We start from the raw sequence: 16,259 nt of genomic DNA, 5'->3' as shown, positions 1-16,259 counted from the left end.
GCCTCACGGGCGTCACAGGCCTGATGGGCCTCACGAGCCTCACGGTCGTCACGGGCCTCACATCCGGAAGACGCCGAAGCCGCCGCGGGCGCCTTCGACGGGGGCCGTGTGGATCGCGGACAGGCACATGCCGAGGACGGTCCTGGTGTCGCGGGGGTCGATGACCCCGTCGTCGTAGAGCCGCCCTGAGAGGAAGGCGGGCAGCGACTCGGCCTCGATCTGCTGTTCCACCAGGGCGCGCAGTCCGGCGTCGGCCTCGTCGTCGTACGGGCGGCCCTTGGCGGCGGCGGAGGCGCGGGCCACGATGGAGAGCACCCCGGCGAGCTGCTGCGGGCCCATCACGGCGGACTTGCTGCTGGGCCAGGCGAAGAGGAAGCGCGGGTCGTAGGCGCGCCCGCACATGCCGTAGTGACCGGCCCCGTAGGAGGCGCCCATCAGCACGGAGAGGTGCGGGACCTTGGAGTTGGAGACCGCGTTGATCATCATCGCGCCGTGTTTGATGATGCCGCCCTGCTCGTACTCCTTGCCGACCATGTAGCCGGTGGTGTTGTGCAGGAAGACCAGCGGGATGTCGCGCTGGTTGGCGAGCTGGATGAACTGGGCGGCCTTCTGCGACTCCTCGCTGAACAGCACCCCCTGCGCGTTGGCGAGGATGCCGACCGGGTAGCCGTGCAGCCGCGCCCAGCCGGTGACCAGGCTGGTGCCGTAGAGCGGCTTGAAGGCGTCGAAGTCGGAGCCGTCGACGAGCCGGGCGATGACCTCGCGCGGGTCGAACGGCACCTTGAGGTCGCCCGGCACGATGCCGAGCAGCTCCTCCTCGTCGTACTTCGGCGGTTCGGCGGGGCCCGGATCGGCGTGCGCCTTCCGCCAGTTGAGGCGGGCGACGATCCTGCGGGCCTGTCGCAGCGCGTCGTGCTCGTCCACCGCGAAGTGGTCGGCCAGCCCGGAGGTGCGGGCGTGCATCCCGGCGCCGCCGAGCGACTCGTCGTCGCTCTCCTCGCCGGTCGCCATCTTCACCAGCGGCGGACCGCCGAGGAAGACCTTGGACCGGTCCTTGATCATGACGGTGTGGTCGGACATGCCGGGGACGTACGCGCCTCCGGCGGTGGAGTTGCCGAACACCACGGCCACGGTGGGGATACCGGCGGCGGAGAGCCGGGTGAGGTCGCGGAAGAGCGCCCCGCCGGGGATGAAGATCTCCTTCTGCGAGGGCAGGTCGGCCCCTCCGGACTCCACCAGGCTGATGCAGGGCAGCCGGTTGGCGAAGGCGATCTCGTTGGCCCGCAGCGCCTTCCTCAGCGTCCACGGGTTGGAGGCGCCGCCGCGTACGGTCGGGTCGTTGGCGGTGATCAGGCACTCGACGCCCTCCACCACCCCGATCCCGGTGACGAGCGAGGCGCCCACCGTGTAGTCGCTGCCCCAGCCGGCCAGCGGCGACAGCTCCAGGAACGGGGTGTCGGGGTCGATCAGGAGCTCGATCCGCTCGCGGGCGGGCAGTTTCCCGCGCGAACGGTGCCGGGCCACGTACTTCTCACCGCCCCCGGCCAGCGCCTTCGCGTGTTCGGCCGCGAGGTCGTCGAGCTTGGCGAGCAGGGCGGCCCGGTTGGCGGCGTACTCGGGTCCGGCGGTGTCGAGCCCGGTGGGCAGGACGGTCATGCGGTGACCTCCGGTGCGATGGATCGGTACGGGGTTACGGGCGCGGCGCCCCGGGCCTGCGGCTCAGGTCGCCGGGTCGAGCAGGGAGACGGGTACGGCGACGTGGCGCGAGCGGAGCCACTCCCCCAGTGCCTTGGCCTGCGGGTCGAACCGTGCCTGCGCGGCGACCCCCTCGCCCAGCAGTCCTCGGACGACGAAGTTCACCGCCCGCAGCTGCGGGAGCACATGTCGCTCCACCTCCAACCCGCCTGTCTCCGGCAGGAGTTCACGGAACCGCTCGACGGTCAGCTCGTGCGCGAGCCACTGCCAGGCGCGGTCGTCGCGCACCCACACCCCGACGTTCGCGTCGCCGCCCTTGTCGCCGCTGCGCGCCCCGGCGAGCAGCCCGAGCGGCACGCTCCGGGTCACCTCCGGCGCCGGCGCGGGCGGCAGCGGGGCCTCGGGCTCCGCGAGGTCGAGCACCCGGGTCACCGCCGGCGCGGGCACGTCCTGCCGCGTTCCGTCCGGCAGCACGGCGGTGTGCGCGACCTCGGAGGCCGGTACGTAGGCCGCCTCGAAAACCCCGTACGGGGCGCCCTTCCCGGGCGGGGCGGTGACGTGGAACCCCGGGTAGCTGCCGAGGGCCAGTTCCACCGCGGCCCCGGAGACCGCCCTGCCCACCGCCTCCGCGTCCTGGTCGCGCACGACGAGCCGGAGCAGCGCGCTCGCGGTCTCCTCGGTGGGCGCGTCGGGGTGATCGGTGCGGGCCAGCTCCCAGCGGACCTCGGCGGGCGCCTTCCCGGACCGGTCGAGTGCGTCGGCGAACTGCTCCTGCACCAAGAGGGACTTGGCCTCGATGTCGAGTCCGGTGAGGACGAAGACGACCTCGTTGCGCCAGCCGCCGAGCCGGTTGAGCCCGACCTTCAGCGTGGGCGGCGGCGCCTCGCCCCGTACCCCGCTGATCCCGACCCGGTCCTGCCCCTCCTGCACGAGCCGGACGGTGTCGAGACGGGCGGTGACGTCGGGTCCCGCGTACCGGGCGCCGCCGGTCTCGTACAGCAACTGGGCGGTGACGGTGGAGAGATCGACGACCCCGCCGGTGCCCGGGTGCTTGGTGACGACGGAGGAGCCGTCCGCGTGGATCTCGGCGAGCGGGAAGCCGGGGCGGCGCACGTCGTGGTCGCCGAAGAAGGCGTAGTTCCCGCCGGTGGCCTGCGTACCGCACTCCAGGACGTGCCCGGCGACCACGGCCCCGGCGAGGGCGTCCAGGTCGTCGGGGCCCCAGCCGAAGTGGGCGGCGGCGGGCCCGGTGACCAGAGCGGCGTCGGTGACCCGGCCGGTGACGACGATGTCCGCGCCCGCCCGCAGGCAGGCGGCGATCCCGGCGCCGCCGAGGTACGCGTTGGCGGTGAGGAATCCCTCGGGCACCGGCCGGCTGTCGCCCTCCACATGGGCGACCCGCACCGGGATACCGAGCTTGTCGGCCAACTCCCGTACCGCGCCGGCCAGTCCGGCCGGGTTGAGGCCGCCCGCGTTGGCGACGATCTTCACCCCGCGCTCGGCGGCCAGCCCGAGTCCCTCTTCGAGCTGCCGCAGGAAGGTGGTCGCGTACCCGCGCGAGGGGTCCTTCAGGCGGCTGCGGCCGAGGATGAGCATGGTGAGCTCGGCGAGGTAGTCGCCGGTGAGGACGTCGAGCGGGCCGCCGGTCAGCATCTCGCGCATCGCGTCGAACCGGTCGCCGTAGAACCCGGAGGCGTTGCCGATGCGCAGGGGGGTGGGTGCGGGCGGGTCGAGCGGGTGCGTGGGGGCGGGGTCCACGGCGGGCTCGGTCGGCTCGGCGACGGAGAAGGGAATCGGGACGGGGGCGGGGAGTCGCGTCCCCAGCCCGAGAGGGCCGGGTGACGCGGTGGGGTTCTCCGTGGGCGGGATGATGGTCATGTTCCCTCACTTCGCGGGGCGTTGGCGGCTTCTCCGGTCTCGCCCTCTCTCCTGCCCCCGCGCGGCGTGCGCCCCGCACCCGGCAGCCCGGCGAACGCCTGCGCGATGTCCAGCCAGGCATCGGCCTCTGCGCCGACCGCCCGCAGCGCGAGGTCGTCCCGGTGGGCGCGCTGGGTGACCAGCAGGCAGAAGTCGAGCAGCGGCCCGGTCACCCGCTGCGCCGCTCCCTCCGGCCCGAACGCGATCAACCCGCCTTCCGGCGATTCGAGTTCGACCCGGAACTCCTCAGCCGGCGGTGTGACGCCCCGGACGAACCAGGCGTAGTCCCGGGCCCGTACGCCGATCCGGGCGACATGCCGCAGCCGCCCGGTCGGCGCCCGTACGACCCCGAGCGCGTCGGCCACGTCCTGCCCGTGCGCCCAGGTCTCCATGAGCCGGGCGGTCGCCATCGAGGCGAGGCTCATCGGCGGCCCGTACCAGGGGACGCGGGTGCCGGGTACGGCCTCCCGCAACACCTCCTGGAGCCGCTCCCGCCCGGCCCGCCACCGCCGCAGCAACTCCGGCGGCGGGGCGGCGGCGACGGCCGCCCCGGCGGCCTCGTCCACGAAGGTCTCCGGCGCGGTGAGCGCGGCCTCCACCTCCGCCTTGAACGCCCCGGGATCCGTCGCGGCGGTCACCGCGACCCGGTCGGTCCAGGTCAGGTGCGCGATCTGGTGGGCGATCGTCCAGCCGGGCGCGGGGGTCGCCGTCGCCCACTCCTCGTCACTCAACCCGGCTACGAGCGAGTCGAGTTCTTCGCTCTCGTCCCGCAGGTCGTCGATCACGGCGATGGCATCGGACACGTGCGCTCCCCTCGGGGCATGGCGTGGTGCCCCGGAGCATTCCAGCGCCCGCGGAAACAAGCAAGCATGCTTGCATGATTTTCTGATCCGCCCGCTCCGGCTCCTTCCGCAGGGTGGTTAGGGTCGAGCCCATGACCTCCATGGATGTCTCCCTGCGGCCCGTGCACCCCAGTGATCTGCCTGTGTTCTTCCGGCACATGAGCGACCCCGAATCAAATCGGATGGCCGCCTTCACCGCCGAGGACCCGACGGACCGGGTTCACTTCGACGCCCACTGGAAGCGCGTCTCCGCCGCCCCCGACGTCGTCGCCCGCACCGTGCTCGCGGACGGCGACGTGGTCGGGCACGTCGCCGTGTACGGCGCGCCGGACGGGCGTGAGGTCACCTACGTCATCGATCGCTTCTACTGGGGACGGGGCATCGCGACCGCCGCGTTGCGGATCCTGCTCGAAGAGGTCGCCGAGCGCCCGCTGTTCGCCAGGGCCGCGGCGGACAACACCGGATCGGTGCGGGTCCTGGAGAAGTGCGGCTTCGAGGTCATCCGCGGGGAACGGGGCTTCGCGAACGCGCGGGGAGAGGAGATCGACGAGCTGGTACTGCGGCTGGCCGGATGACGTCGCCGGCCCCACGCCGACCTGCCGGCGCGGGGATCCGCGCGAGGGAGCGGTCAGCGGCGGCACCGCGCAACCACCGCGAGAGAACTACATCCCCCGTGGGCGGCCTACGCCTTCTGCCGCCGCCCCCTCTTCCGCGCCCCGCCGACCTGTCCCCGTACCGCCCCCACGCTCGCGCCGATGACGAGGGCGATGGCGAGGGCGTCCGTGGTGGAGAGTGCCTGGTCCAGGATGAGGAACCCGGCGAGCGCGGCGATGGCCGGTTCGAGACTCATCATCACGGCGAAGGTGGAGGCGGGCAGGCGGCGGAGCGCGATCAGTTCCAGGGTGTACGGGAGTACGGAGCTGAGCAGGGCCACCGCGGCGCCGAGCAGGACGGTGGTCGGGACGGTGAGCTTCGTACCGGACTCCGCGATGCCGAGGGGCAGCGAGAGGAGGGCGGCGACGGCCATGGCGAGGGCCAGGCCGTCCGCCTTCGGGAAACGGCGGCCGGTGCGGGCGCTGAAGACGATGTACAGGGCCCACATCGCACCGGCCGCGACCGCCAGTCCGGCGCCGAGCAGATCCAGTCGGCCGAAGCCGCCGGCGCCGCCGAGCAGACCCACTCCGACGAGCGCGAGCCCCGCCCAGAGGAGGTTGATCAGGCGGCGGGAGGCGATGACGGAGAGGGCGAGCGGGCCGAGCACCTCCAGGGTGACCGCGATGCCGAGGGGGATGCGGTCGAGTGCCTGGTAGAAGAGGTTGTTCATCGCCCCCATCGTGACGCCGAAGGCCACGACCGTCCCCCAGTCGGCGCGGGAGTGGCCGCGCAGCTTGGGGCGGCAGACGACCAGCAGCACCACGGCGGCGACCAGCAGGCGGAGCGTGACCACACCGAACGCGCCGGCCCGGGGCATCAGCAGGGCGGCGACCGCCGCGCCGAACTGGACCGAGACCACACCGCCGACGACGAGGGCGACCGATACGAGCGTGCCGCCGCGCCCCGCCGGCTGCCCGGAGCCGTGCGGACCGCCGGAGGGAGCGTCGGGGGCTCCGTCCAGGACGGTCACCGCCTCGGGGACGGTGACGGCTGCGGCCGGCTCTACGGCGCTGCGCGGGTCGTTCACTGGGTGGCCTTCCGGATGGGGCGGGCGGGGCGGCGGAACACACCCCATCAGTACAATGTAATGCACCCTGAAGTGCATAGCACTGAACTATGTGCGTGCAGCCCACCCCTCCACCGTAGGCAGCCGCGCGCCGCGCGTGAAATGCCTTCTGCGCTCCGGTTATGCTCCGCACGCATGAGCAGGGAACAGCGGGACGGCGCCCGGGACGACGAACGGGGCGACGACCGTACGGAGCACCGGGGCGGCGACGGCCGCACCGGCACCGGGCGCCGCCCCATCGAGCTGCGCCATCTGCGGGCCTTCCTGGCCGTCGCCGACGAGCGCAACGTCACCCGGGCGGCCGAGCGCCTGGGCCTCACCCAGCCCGCGGTCTCCCGGACCCTCGCCTCACTGGAGGCCTACCTCGGCACCCGGCTCGTCGACCGGTCCACCCACCACCTGGACCTCACCCCGGAGGGCGTCGCCTTCCGGGACAAGGCGGCCCTCGCGGTCAGCGCCTTCGACGACGCTGCGGGCACCGGGCGCCCGCAGCGTCGGCCGCTGCGGCTCGGGCACGCCTGGTCGGCGTTCGGCCCGTACACCACACCGCTGCTGCGGACCTGGCAGGCGCGGTACCCGCAGACCCCGCTGGAGCTGCTGCGCATCGACGACCGCACGGCCGGGCTCGCCCGGGGCGAGGTGGACGCGGCGGTGCTGCGCGGGCCGGTGGAGGTGCCGGGGCTGGTCACCGAGACGCTGTTCACCGAGGGCCGGGTCGCGGCGGTCACGGCGGACGGCCCGCACGCCGGTCGCGGCGCACTCTCCCTCGCCGACCTGGCGGCGGGGCCGGTGGTCCTGAATCCGGTGTCCGGCAGCACCACGCTCGGCCTCTGGCCCGCGGACGCGCGCCCCGCCGCCACCCTGACCGTCGCCAATACCGACGACTGGCTCACCGCCATCGCCGCCGGGCGCGGTTCGGGCGTCTCGGCCGCGTCCACGGCCGGCATACACCCGCACTCGGGAGTCGTCTTCGTCCCGCTGACCGACGCCCCGCCGCTGCCCGTACTGCTCGCCCGCCGCGACGGTCCGGGGCACCCGGCGCTCCCCCGGCTCGTGGCGCTGGCGCGGGAGATCATCGCGGGCAAGGGGGCCGCAGCCGGTCACGAGGAATCCGACTGCTGAGGGCCCGCCTCCCAGCACAACTTCAGAGCCCCTCCGCGAGCAGCTCCGCGAGGTGTTTGGCCCGCACCCCCGCCAGCTGCTCCAGCTGGGTTCGGCAGGAGTAGCCGTCGGCCAGGATCTCCGTACCCGGGGCCGCCGACCGTACGGCGGGCAGCAGCTGCTCCTCCGCACAGGCCACCGAGACGTCCCAGTGGCCCTTCTCGAAGCCGAAGTTGCCCGCCAGGCCGCAGCAGCCGCCGGACAGCTCTCCGTCGAGTCCGGCCCGTTGGCGCAGGCGCCGGTCGGCGGCCTCGCCGAGGACGGCGTGCTGGTGGCAGTGGGTCTGGCCGGTCACCGCGCGGTCCAGCCGGGGCGGGTCCCAGTCAGGGGCGTACTCCTCCAGGTACTCGGCCAAGGTCTTGACGGAGGCGGCGAGTTCGGCGGCGCGCGGGTCACCGGGGAGGAGTTCGGGGAGGTCGGTGCGGAGGGCGGCGGCGCAGCTCGGTTCGAGGACGACGAGGGGCCGGCCGAGGGAGGCGCCGAGCCGGTCCAGGGTGCGCCGCATGACGGTACGGGCGCGGTCCAGGCGCCCGGTGGAGACGTAGGTCAGCCCGCAGCAGAGCCCCGGGCCCGGGTGGCGCACGGTCCGGCCGGCGGATTCCAGGACGCGGACGGCGGCGTGCCCGACCTGCGGGGAGAGGTACGTGGTGAAGGTGTCCGGCCACAGCAGGACCTCCCGGCCGGAATCCGCACCGGCCTCCTCACCCCGGTCCGCACCGGCCTCCTCACCCCGGTCCGCAACGGCCCCGCCCGGTCCGGCCCCCTCCGCAGAGGACCCCGCCCGCCCTGTGAACGGCTCCCGCGCCAGCGCCGGGATCGGACGCTCGGGCGCGATGCCCGCCAGGCGCTTGGCGAGTGCGGCGAGCGGGCGTACCCGGGCGAGGGCGTTCAGCAGCGGGGCGGCGGGGGCGGCGAGGCGGAGCCAGCGGGGCAGCGAGCCCAGGGCGTAGTGGGCGGCGGGGCGGAGTCGGCCCCGGTAGTGGTGGTGGAGGAACTCCGCTTTGTACGTGGCCATGTCGACGCCCACCGGGCAGTCGCTGCGGCAGCCCTTGCAGGAGAGGCAGAGGTCGAGCGCGTCGCGCACCTCCGTCGAGCGCCATCCGTCGGTGACGATCTCGCCCGCCAGCATCTCGTGGAGCAGCCGGGCCCGGCCGCGCGTCGAGTGCTGCTCCTCGCCGGTGGCGCGGAAGGAGGGGCACATGACGCCCGCGCCCGGCGCCGTCGTCGTACGGCACTTGGCGACGCCCACGCACCGGCGCACGGCAGCGGTGAAGTCGCCGCCGTCCTGCGGGTATCCGAAGGCGACGTCGACCGGGCGGCGGGGCAGGACGTCGAAGCGGAGGTTGGTGTCGAGCGGGTCCGGGCGGACCAGCATCCCGGGGTTCATCCCGCCGTACGGGTCCCACAGGTCTTTGAACTCGCCGAATAGGCCGACGAGTTCGGTGCCGTACATCAGGGGGAGGAGTTCGGCGCGGGCCTGTCCGTCGCCGTGTTCGCCGCTGAGCGAGCCGCCGTGGGCGGCGACGAGCCGGGCCTGGTCCTCGGAGAAGCGGCGGAAGCGGGCGGTGCCGTCGGGGGTGAGGAGGTCGAAGTCGATGCGGACGTGGATGCAGCCGTCGCCGAAGTGGCCGTACGGGGTCCCGCGCAGCCCGTGTTCGGTGAGCAGGGCGCGGAACTCGCGCAGATACGGGCCGAGTCGGGCGGGCGGCACCGCGCAGTCCTCCCAGCCGGGCCAGGCTTCGGTGCCGTCGGGCATCCGGGTGGCGGTTCCGGCGGCGTCCTCGCGGATGCGCCACAGGGCGCGTTGTCCGGCGGGGTCGGTGACGACGGCGGCGTCGAGGGCGTCGGCGGCGCGCGGGATGCGGGTGGCCCGGTCGCGGGCTTCTGCGGGGGTGGCGCCCCCGGTCTCCACGAAGAGCCAGGCGCCGCCCCGGGGCAGCCCGACCGTTTCCCGCACCAGGTCGGCGGCCATGCCCTCGACGGTGAGCGGGCCGTGGGCGAGGAGTCCGGCGGCGGCCTCGGCGGCGGCCGCTTCGTCCGGATAGCCGAGGACGGCGAGGGCGCGGGCGGGCGGGGACTCGACCAGCCGGACGGTGGCCTCGGTGACGACGGCGAGGGTGCCCTCGCTGCCGCAGAAGGCGCGGGCGAGGTCGGGTCCGCCGGGGTGTTCGGGGAGCAGGGCGTCGAGGGCGTAGCCGGAGATGCGGCGCGGGAGGTCGGGGAAGCCCGTGCGGAGCGGGGCGAGGTGGCGGCCGACGAACTCCCGCAGCCCGGCGGGGGCGCCGTCCGCCGGCCGGCCCGGGCCGGGGTCGGCGCTCTCCGTCCCCCAGCCCCGGCCGAGGCGCAGGACGTCTCCGCCGTAGCGGGCGACGGTGAGGGCGTGGACGTTGTCGGCGGTGGTGCCCCAGGCGACGGAGTGGGCGCCGCAGGAGTTGTTGCCGATCATGCCGCCGAGGGTGCAGCGGCTGTGGGTGGAGGGGTCGGGGCCGAAGGTCAGTCCGTGCGGGGCGGCGGCGGCCCGCAGGTCGTCGAGGACGACGCCGGGCTGGACGACGGCCGTACGGGACGCGGGGTCGAGCTCCACGACGGCGTCCAGGTGCCGGGTGAGGTCCAGGACGATGCCGGTGCCGGTGGCCTGGCCCGCGATGGAGGTGCCGCCGCCGCGCGGTACGACGGGTACCCCGTGGGCGCGGCAGACGGCGAGGGCGGTGGCGACGTCGTCGGCGTCGCGCGGGGCGACGACCCCGAGGGGGACGCGCCGGTAGTTGGAGGCGTCCATCGTGGTGAGTGCCCGGGAGGTCGCGTCGAAGGAGGTCTCCCCCCGGACCTCGGAGCGGAGGTCCCGGGCCAGGGCGTCGCTGAGGGCGTGCGTGTCGGCCATGGCACCAGCATGCCGGGCGGGAACCTGCACTCTTCGGACAACACCGCCCGCACAGCCACATACGCAACACAGAACGAACAGAGAACGACACCATCACTTCCCAAAAGGACCCTCAATTCTCCTATAGTGAGCATGACTTGCGCTGGAAGAATCAGCTCCAGTTGTCACGGCTCTCTCACCCTCCGCGACGGAGGAGCCGGAAGCCGTTCTCCGACCGCCCCCACCTGACGCCTCAACCACCTGACGCCTCAACCGCCGCCCCCACCTGACGTCCCAGCCCGACGCCCCGCCTGCCGCCGCGACCGCCGCGCCGCCCGACCGGTCGGCGCCGTCCGTGCCGTCCGCCCCGAGGACTCCGATTGCGCCCCTCAACCCGGTCGACCGCGCTCACCGCGCTGGTGTCGGCAGTCGTCTCAGGCTCGCTGTGCGCGTGGGCCACCGCCGTGGCCCCCGCTTCGGTGCGGACCCCCCTGGCCTGGGGGGCGGGTGCGGCGGCCGTCGCACTGACCGTGGCCGCAGCCGTCGCCGCCCATGCGCTGGGCACCGCGCGGGCGATGCGCGAGGCCCGGGCCGCGGACAGCCGGAGGTTCACCGACGAGACCACCCGCCTGGTGTCGTCCGCCTCCGCCGACGCGCAGCGCTTCACGGCCGAGGCCGCCCGGATCAAGGCCACCGCCCGCGCCGAGGCCACCCGCGCCGCGTCCGAGTCGGCCACCGCGCTCGCCCGGGCCACGACCGAGGCGGCCACGGCCAAGGAGCGGCTGGCGGCCGAGACCGAGCGGCGCTCCGCCGAGAACGAGGCCGACCGGGAGCGCTTCGCCGCCGAGAAGGCCGCGCTCTCCGCCCGCCTCGCCCAGGCCGAGCGGGAACGGTCCGCCGCCCTGTCGACGGGCGCCAACGCGGCGAGCCGGATGCAGGCGCTGGCCACCAGCATGCTGGCCGACCTCCGGGAGATGGAGAACCGGCACTCCGACGAGATCGTCCTCGGCGACCTCCTGCACCTCGACCACCGCACCGCCCAGGCCGGCCGGCTCGCCGACTCCGTCGCCGTGCTGACCGGTGCGCGCTCGGGGCGCCGGTGGGCCAGGCCGATCGTGATGGAGTCCATCCTGCGCGGCGCGATGGGCCGGATCAGCGGCTACCGGCGCATCCGGCTCCACTCGACCAGTGACGTGGCCATCGCCGGTCACGCGGCCGAGGGCGTCATGCACGCACTCGCCGAACTCCTCGACAACGCCGCCAACTTCTCGCCGCCCACCGCCGAAGTTCACGTGTACGTGGAAGAGGTACCGGCCGGTGTGGTGATCACCGTGGAGGACAGCGGGCTCGTCATGAGCGACGTGCAGCTGCGCCGCGCCGAAGCGGCCGTCTCCCCCGGGGACCAGAACGCAGCGCCGTCCGGTACCCGCCTCGGCCTCGCCGTCGTGGGCCGCCTGGCCCGCAAGCACGGGCTGCGGGTCTCCTTCCGGCCGTCCGCGCGCGGGGGCACCGGTGCCCTGCTGATGCTGCCGCAGGAGCTCATCGCCCGTACGCCCGCGGGCACCGCGTCCCCCACGCTCCCGGCCGTCGTACCGAAGCCCCGGACCCCCGAGCCGGAGACACGAGGCCCCGGGCCGAAACCCCGGACCCCCGAGCCGGAGCCCACCCACTCCGCCGCGGACACCGACGCGGCAGCGGGGACCCCCGAGGACACGGCCCGCCCGGCCGAGGACGCCGGGCCCGCGCCCACCCCCGCATCCGGTGCCAAGGCCGATCCGGCCCCCGAGTCCGAGGCCGAATCGACCGGCTCCTTCCCGAAGTTCGGCGAGAGCGGGCTGCCCCGCCGACGGCGCGGCCGTACCTTCGCCGCCGCCGAGGCGCGTGCGGCGGCCACCGCCCCCGTCGACCCGGCGACCCCCCGGGACCGGGCGAACGACGCGAAGAGGCAGGCCGAGCGCTTCAGTACCTTCAGCCAGGCAGTACGGGCCAACTCACCGCTCCCGGAAGGCAACACCCGATGACCGCGACCACCGACGAGAAGCTGAACTGGCTGCTGGAGGGCCTGCTCGAACGCACCCCCGGCGCCCGGCACGCCCTCGTGCTCTCCCGGGACGGCCTGAAGCTGTGCCGTACCCCCGAGCTCTCCGTCGACCAGGCCGACCAGCTCGCCGCGATCTCCGCCGGAATCCAGAGCCTCTCGCACGGCGCGTCCGTCGAGTTCGGTGACGGCAGCGGCGGCGTACGGTCCGCGATGGCCGAGTTCTACGGTGGGGTGCTGTTCATCGTGGAGGCCGGTACGGGCGCCCATCTGGCGGTCGTCGCCGCCGAGGACTCCGACGTGGGCCTCGTCGGGCACAACATGAGCGAGCTGGTCGAGCAGCTCGGCGAGCACCTGGTCGCCCCGCCCCGCGAGACCGACCCGTCCGACGGGCCGGGCGCCGACGCGGGAACCCCCGCCTGATGCCCCCGGTGCCGCGCCCCCGCCCCGGTCGTGACGACTCCCCCGACCGGCTCTACACCCTCACCGGTGGCCGCAGCCGGACGGACTCCGACGCCTTCGACCTGGTGACGCTCGTGGTCTCCGAGTGCGAGCCGGCCCCCGGCATGCAGTCGGAGCACGTCGCGATCCTGCGGATGTGCGAGCGCCCCACCGCGGTGGTCGAAATCGCCGCGACCCTGAAACTGCCGGTCGGCATCGTCCGCATCATGCTCGGCGACATGCTCGACACCGGCCGCATCAGCGCACGCCACCCCCGTACCGCCCGTGTCGCGGACCGGCTCCCCGACCCCGACATCCTGGAACAGGTGCTCGTTGGACTCCGCAACCTCTGACCGCGCCGCCCTTCGGGCGACGGCCGACAACGGACTGAAGATAGTCGTCGTCGGCGGATTCGGCGTGGGCAAGACGACCATGGTCCGTTCCGTGAGCGAGATCCGTCCGCTCAACACGGAGGAGACGATGACGCGCGCGGGCGAGGCCGTCGACCACCTCGACGGTGTGCAGTCGAAGGCGTCCACCACGGTCGCCTTCGACTTCGGCCGCATCACGCTGGACGAGCGCTCGGTGCTGTACCTCTTCGGGGCACCCGGCCAGGAGCGTTTCTGGTTCCTGTGGGACCGCCTCTTCTCCGGCACGCTGGGAGCCGTCGTGCTGGTCGACACCCGCCGGCTCGCCGACTCCTGGTACGCGATCGACCGCCTGGAACACCACGGCACGCCGTTCATCGTGGCGTGCAACGACTTCGGCGGCCCGCTCCACACCGAGCAGCAGATCCGGGAGGCCCTCGACCTCTCGGCGGACGTGCCGCTGGTGGAGTGCGACGCACGCGACCGGTCGTCCAGCAAATACGTCCTGATCACGCTGGTCGAGCACCTCCACGCGATGTCCGCCGCCCGCGCCCGGACTCCGGAGGGGGCGCTCGCGGGCGCTCCCGAGGCGGCCGGCAGAACCTCGGAGACCACCTCGTGAACGCGTGCCCCGTCGACCACGGTCAGGGTGCGGCCAAGGACCTCGGTCCCGTACCGCTGTCCGGGCCCCGGTTCGCCACCGAACCGCACCAGCTGTACCGGGAGGTGCGCCGGGACCACGGTCCGGTGGCCCCGATCGTGCTGCCCGGCGACGTGCCCGCGTGGCTCGTGCTCGGCTACCGCGAACTGCACCAGGTCACCACCGATCCGGCCCTGTTCACCCGGGACTCGCAGATCTGGAACCAGTGGCCGGACATCCCCGACGACTGGCCGCTGCACCCGATGATCAGCAAGGACCAGCCGTCGATCCTCTACACCGTCGGCGAGCGCCACAGCCGCCGCTCCCAGGTGATCAGCACGGCCCTGGAGGGCGCTGATCCCTTCGAACTCCGCAAGTACACCGAGGAGTTCGCGGACGAGCTGATCGACGCCTTCTGCTCGGCCGGCAGCTGCGACCTGATCGCGGACTACGCGATGCTGCTGCCCGTCCGGGTCCTGGCCAAGCTGTACGGCTTCGCGGACGAGAAGGGCCCCGCGCTCGTCAAGGCGATGAACGACATGATCAACGGCGGCCCGGACGCGCTCGCCGGCCAGCGTCACATCGCCGGTTCCGTCATCCAGCTGGTGACCGAGCGGTCGGCCGAGCCGGAGGACGACGTACCGTCCCGGATGCTCGCCGACAACGGGGAGTTCACCGCCGACGAGGTCGCCCGCGACCTCATGGTGATGATGGCCGCCGGGCACCAGCCGACCGCCGACTGGATCGGCAACTCGCTGCGGCTGATGCTCACCGACGACCGGTTCGCCGCCTCGCTCTCCGGCGGACGGCACAGCGTCGCCGAGGCGATGAACGAGGTGCTGTGGGAGGACACCCCCACCCAGAACGTGGCCGGCCGCTGGGCGAGCCGCGACACCCACCTCGGCGGGAAGCACATCCAAGCCGGTGACCTGCTGATCCTCGGCGTCGCCGCCGCCAACGCCGACCCCCAGGTGCGTACCGACGGCTCCGCCCTCACCGGCGGCAACAACGCCTTCCTCTCCTTCGGCCACGGCGACCACCGCTGCCCGTTCCCGGCCCAGGAGACCGCCGAGGTCATCGCCCGTACGGGGATCGAAGCGATCCTCGACCGGCTCCCCGACGTCGATCTCGCCGTCCCGGCCGAGGACCTCACCCGGCGCCCGTCGCCGTGGCTGCGCGGCCTGACGGAGCTGCCCGTCCGCTTCACACCCACTCCCGCCCTTGGAGGCACGCGGTGACCGCGACGACCACCGAACCGACCGGCGCGCAGGACGACGAGCGCATCGTCCTCGACATGTTCGTCGGCGACCTCAGGGACGAGAGCGCCAGGCTGCACGCGGCGGGCCCGCTCGTCCCGGTGGAGCTGCCCGGTGGGGTCCACATCTACGCCGTCACCCACCACGCCGAGGCGAAGGCGGCCCTCACGGACCCCCGCCTGGTGAAGGACATCGACCTCTGGAACGCCTGGCAGCGCGGTGAGATCGCCCCCGACTGGCCGCTGATCGGCCTGGTCAACCCCGGGAAGACCATGCTCACCTCGGACGGCGCCGAGCACCGCCGGCTGCGCGGCCTGGTCGCCCAGGCGCTGACCGTGCGCCGGGTGGAGCGGCTCCGCGAGGGCATCCAGGCCCGTACCGACGAGCTGCTGGACCGGCTGGCCGCGCGCCCGGCGGGCGAGCCGGTCGACCTGAAGGCCGAGTTCGCCTACCCGTTGCCGATGAACGTCATCAGCGAGCTGATGGGCATCGGCACCGAGGACCTGCCCCGGATGAAGGAACTGTTCGACAAGTTCTTCTCCAACCTGACCCCGCCCGCCGAGGTCCCGCAGGTGATGGGGAACATCCACACCCTGTTCACCCGCATCCTGGAGGAGAAGAAGGAGTCCCCGGCCGACGACCTGACCGGTGCGCTGCTGAACGCCTCCGAGGACGGCGACCGCCTCACCGACGACGAGATCCTCAACACCCTCAAGCTGATCATCGCCGCCGGTCACGAGACCACCATCAGCCTCATCGTGAACACCGTCGTCGCCCTGCAGACCCACCCCGAGCAGCGCGCGCTGGTCCTCTCGGGCGGGGCGACCTGGGAGGGCGCGATCGAGGAGACGCTGCGCTGGTCGTCGCCGACCTCGCACGTGCTCATCCGCTTCGCCACCGAGGACATCACCATCGGCGACCGGGTGCTGCCGAAGGGCGAGGGCCTGATGGTCTCGTTCGCCGCGCTCAGCCTGGACGAGAAGCAATGGGGGCCGGACGCGGCCGAGTTCGACCTCACCCGCTCCCCCAACCGCCACCTCTCCTTCGGCCACGGCCCGCACATCTGCCCGGGTGCGGCGCTCTCCCGCCTGGAGGCGGCCGTCGCGCTCCCCGCGCTGTACGCCCGCTTCCCGGAGCTGGAGCTGGCGGTCCCCGCGGCCGAGCTGAGGAACAAGCCGATCGTGACCCAGAACGACCTCTTCGAACTCCCGGTCACCCTGGGCTGAGCCGGCTCCGCCTACCGCACCGGCCGCCGTGTTGTCCACAGGTCGGAGCGTCCGTCTCACCGGCCGGACAAGGGCTTTCGCCCCGTCCCCGAGGG

At 73.6% G+C, this 16,259-nt stretch carries 13 protein-coding genes; 8 read left to right on the top strand and 5 right to left on the bottom strand.

What is annotated here, in order from left to right:
• Nucleotides 1-57: 57 nt before the first annotated feature.
• From ACWCSV_RS01140 to ACWCSV_RS01130, 3 genes are all read right to left on the bottom strand, one after another.
• Nucleotides 58-1,656, bottom strand: a complete 1,599-nt coding sequence (locus ACWCSV_RS01140) for an acyl-CoA carboxylase subunit beta (RefSeq protein ID WP_451137779.1) — start codon at nucleotides 1,654-1,656, stop codon at nucleotides 58-60.
• A 63-nt stretch (nucleotides 1,657-1,719) separates the two neighbouring features.
• On the bottom strand, nucleotides 1,720-3,357 hold the full coding sequence (locus ACWCSV_RS01135; RefSeq protein ID WP_451137968.1) for an acyclic terpene utilization AtuA family protein: 1,638 nt from the start codon (nucleotides 3,355-3,357) through the stop codon (nucleotides 1,720-1,722).
• 212 nt (nucleotides 3,358-3,569) lie between these two features.
• Entirely contained in the window at nucleotides 3,570-4,415 is an 846-nt protein-coding gene (locus tag ACWCSV_RS01130; protein ID WP_451137778.1) for a TIGR03084 family metal-binding protein, read from the bottom strand.
• A gap of 140 nt (nucleotides 4,416-4,555) precedes the next feature.
• On the opposite strand from ACWCSV_RS01130, the gene ACWCSV_RS01125 reads away from it, so the two are divergent.
• Nucleotides 4,556-5,029, top strand: a complete 474-nt coding sequence (locus ACWCSV_RS01125) for a GNAT family N-acetyltransferase (protein WP_451137967.1) — start codon at nucleotides 4,556-4,558, stop codon at nucleotides 5,027-5,029.
• Nucleotides 5,030-5,136: 107 nt separating this feature from the next.
• Here the strand turns inward: ACWCSV_RS01125 and ACWCSV_RS01120 are convergent, their stop codons facing one another.
• On the bottom strand, nucleotides 5,137-6,135 hold the full coding sequence (locus ACWCSV_RS01120) for an EamA family transporter (RefSeq protein ID WP_451137777.1): 999 nt from the start codon (nucleotides 6,133-6,135) through the stop codon (nucleotides 5,137-5,139).
• A 174-nt stretch (nucleotides 6,136-6,309) separates the two neighbouring features.
• Between ACWCSV_RS01120 and ACWCSV_RS01115 the strand changes: the two genes are divergently transcribed.
• Nucleotides 6,310-7,296 (top strand): LysR family transcriptional regulator, encoded by a 987-nt coding sequence (locus ACWCSV_RS01115; protein WP_451137776.1) that lies wholly within the window; start codon nucleotides 6,310-6,312, stop codon nucleotides 7,294-7,296.
• Nucleotides 7,297-7,318: 22 nt separating this feature from the next.
• Here ACWCSV_RS01115 and ACWCSV_RS01110 read toward each other — a convergent pair whose 3' ends face one another.
• Nucleotides 7,319-10,216 carry an FAD-binding and (Fe-S)-binding domain-containing protein gene (locus tag ACWCSV_RS01110; RefSeq protein WP_451137775.1) on the bottom strand — a complete coding sequence of 966 codons (2,898 nt, stop codon included), beginning with the start codon at nucleotides 10,214-10,216 and terminating at the stop codon, nucleotides 7,319-7,321.
• A 359-nt stretch (nucleotides 10,217-10,575) separates the two neighbouring features.
• Here ACWCSV_RS01110 and ACWCSV_RS01105 point away from each other — a divergent pair, with 359 nt between their 5' ends.
• From ACWCSV_RS01105 to ACWCSV_RS01080, 6 genes are read left to right on the top strand one after another with little or no spacing between them, the layout of a single operon-like run.
• Nucleotides 10,576-12,216 carry an ATP-binding protein gene (locus ACWCSV_RS01105; RefSeq protein WP_451137774.1) on the top strand — a complete coding sequence of 547 codons (1,641 nt, stop codon included), beginning with the start codon at nucleotides 10,576-10,578 and terminating at the stop codon, nucleotides 12,214-12,216.
• Nucleotides 12,213-12,656, top strand: a complete 444-nt coding sequence (locus ACWCSV_RS01100) for a roadblock/LC7 domain-containing protein (RefSeq protein ID WP_451137773.1) — start codon at nucleotides 12,213-12,215, stop codon at nucleotides 12,654-12,656. The genes ACWCSV_RS01105 and ACWCSV_RS01100 overlap by 4 nt, the downstream gene beginning before the upstream one ends.
• Nucleotides 12,656-13,027 (top strand): DUF742 domain-containing protein, encoded by a 372-nt coding sequence (locus ACWCSV_RS01095; RefSeq protein ID WP_327176349.1) that lies wholly within the window; start codon nucleotides 12,656-12,658, stop codon nucleotides 13,025-13,027. Before ACWCSV_RS01100 ends, ACWCSV_RS01095 begins: the two co-directional genes overlap by 1 nt.
• Entirely contained in the window at nucleotides 13,008-13,664 is a 657-nt protein-coding gene (locus tag ACWCSV_RS01090; RefSeq protein WP_451137772.1) for a GTP-binding protein, read from the top strand. The genes ACWCSV_RS01095 and ACWCSV_RS01090 overlap by 20 nt, the downstream gene beginning before the upstream one ends.
• Entirely contained in the window at nucleotides 13,661-14,920 is a 1,260-nt protein-coding gene (locus ACWCSV_RS01085) for a cytochrome P450 (RefSeq protein WP_451137771.1), read from the top strand. Before ACWCSV_RS01090 ends, ACWCSV_RS01085 begins: the two co-directional genes overlap by 4 nt.
• A 56-nt stretch (nucleotides 14,921-14,976) precedes the next feature.
• Nucleotides 14,977-16,164, top strand: a complete 1,188-nt coding sequence (locus ACWCSV_RS01080) for a cytochrome P450 family protein (protein ID WP_451137966.1) — start codon at nucleotides 14,977-14,979, stop codon at nucleotides 16,162-16,164.
• The last annotated feature ends 95 nt before the right edge of the window (nucleotides 16,165-16,259 follow it).

Source organism: Streptomyces sp. NPDC001770 (genome assembly GCF_053596135.1).
The sequence above is the reverse complement of the archived record's forward strand: the minus strand, read 5'-3'. Positions and strand labels throughout refer to the sequence as shown.

Bases quoted from the DNA above. Each gene is read 5' to 3' on its own strand.
- ACWCSV_RS01140 (WP_451137779.1), bottom strand. From the start codon at position 1,656: ATGACCGTCCTGCCCACCGGGCTCGACACCGCCGGACCCGAGTACGCC.
- ACWCSV_RS01135 (WP_451137968.1), bottom strand. From the start codon at position 3,357: ATGCGCGAGATGCTGACCGGCGGCCCGCTCGACGTCCTCACCGGCGAC.
- ACWCSV_RS01125 (WP_451137967.1), top strand. From the start codon at position 4,556: ATGGATGTCTCCCTGCGGCCCGTGCACCCCAGTGATCTGCCTGTGTTC.
- ACWCSV_RS01115 (WP_451137776.1), top strand. From the start codon at position 6,310: ATGAGCAGGGAACAGCGGGACGGCGCCCGGGACGACGAACGGGGCGAC.
- ACWCSV_RS01110 (WP_451137775.1), bottom strand. From the start codon at position 10,216: ATGGCCGACACGCACGCCCTCAGCGACGCCCTGGCCCGGGACCTCCGC.
- ACWCSV_RS01100 (WP_451137773.1), top strand. From the start codon at position 12,213: ATGACCGCGACCACCGACGAGAAGCTGAACTGGCTGCTGGAGGGCCTG.
- ACWCSV_RS01095 (WP_327176349.1), top strand. From the start codon at position 12,656: ATGCCCCCGGTGCCGCGCCCCCGCCCCGGTCGTGACGACTCCCCCGAC.
- ACWCSV_RS01080 (WP_451137966.1), top strand. From the start codon at position 14,977: ATGTTCGTCGGCGACCTCAGGGACGAGAGCGCCAGGCTGCACGCGGCG.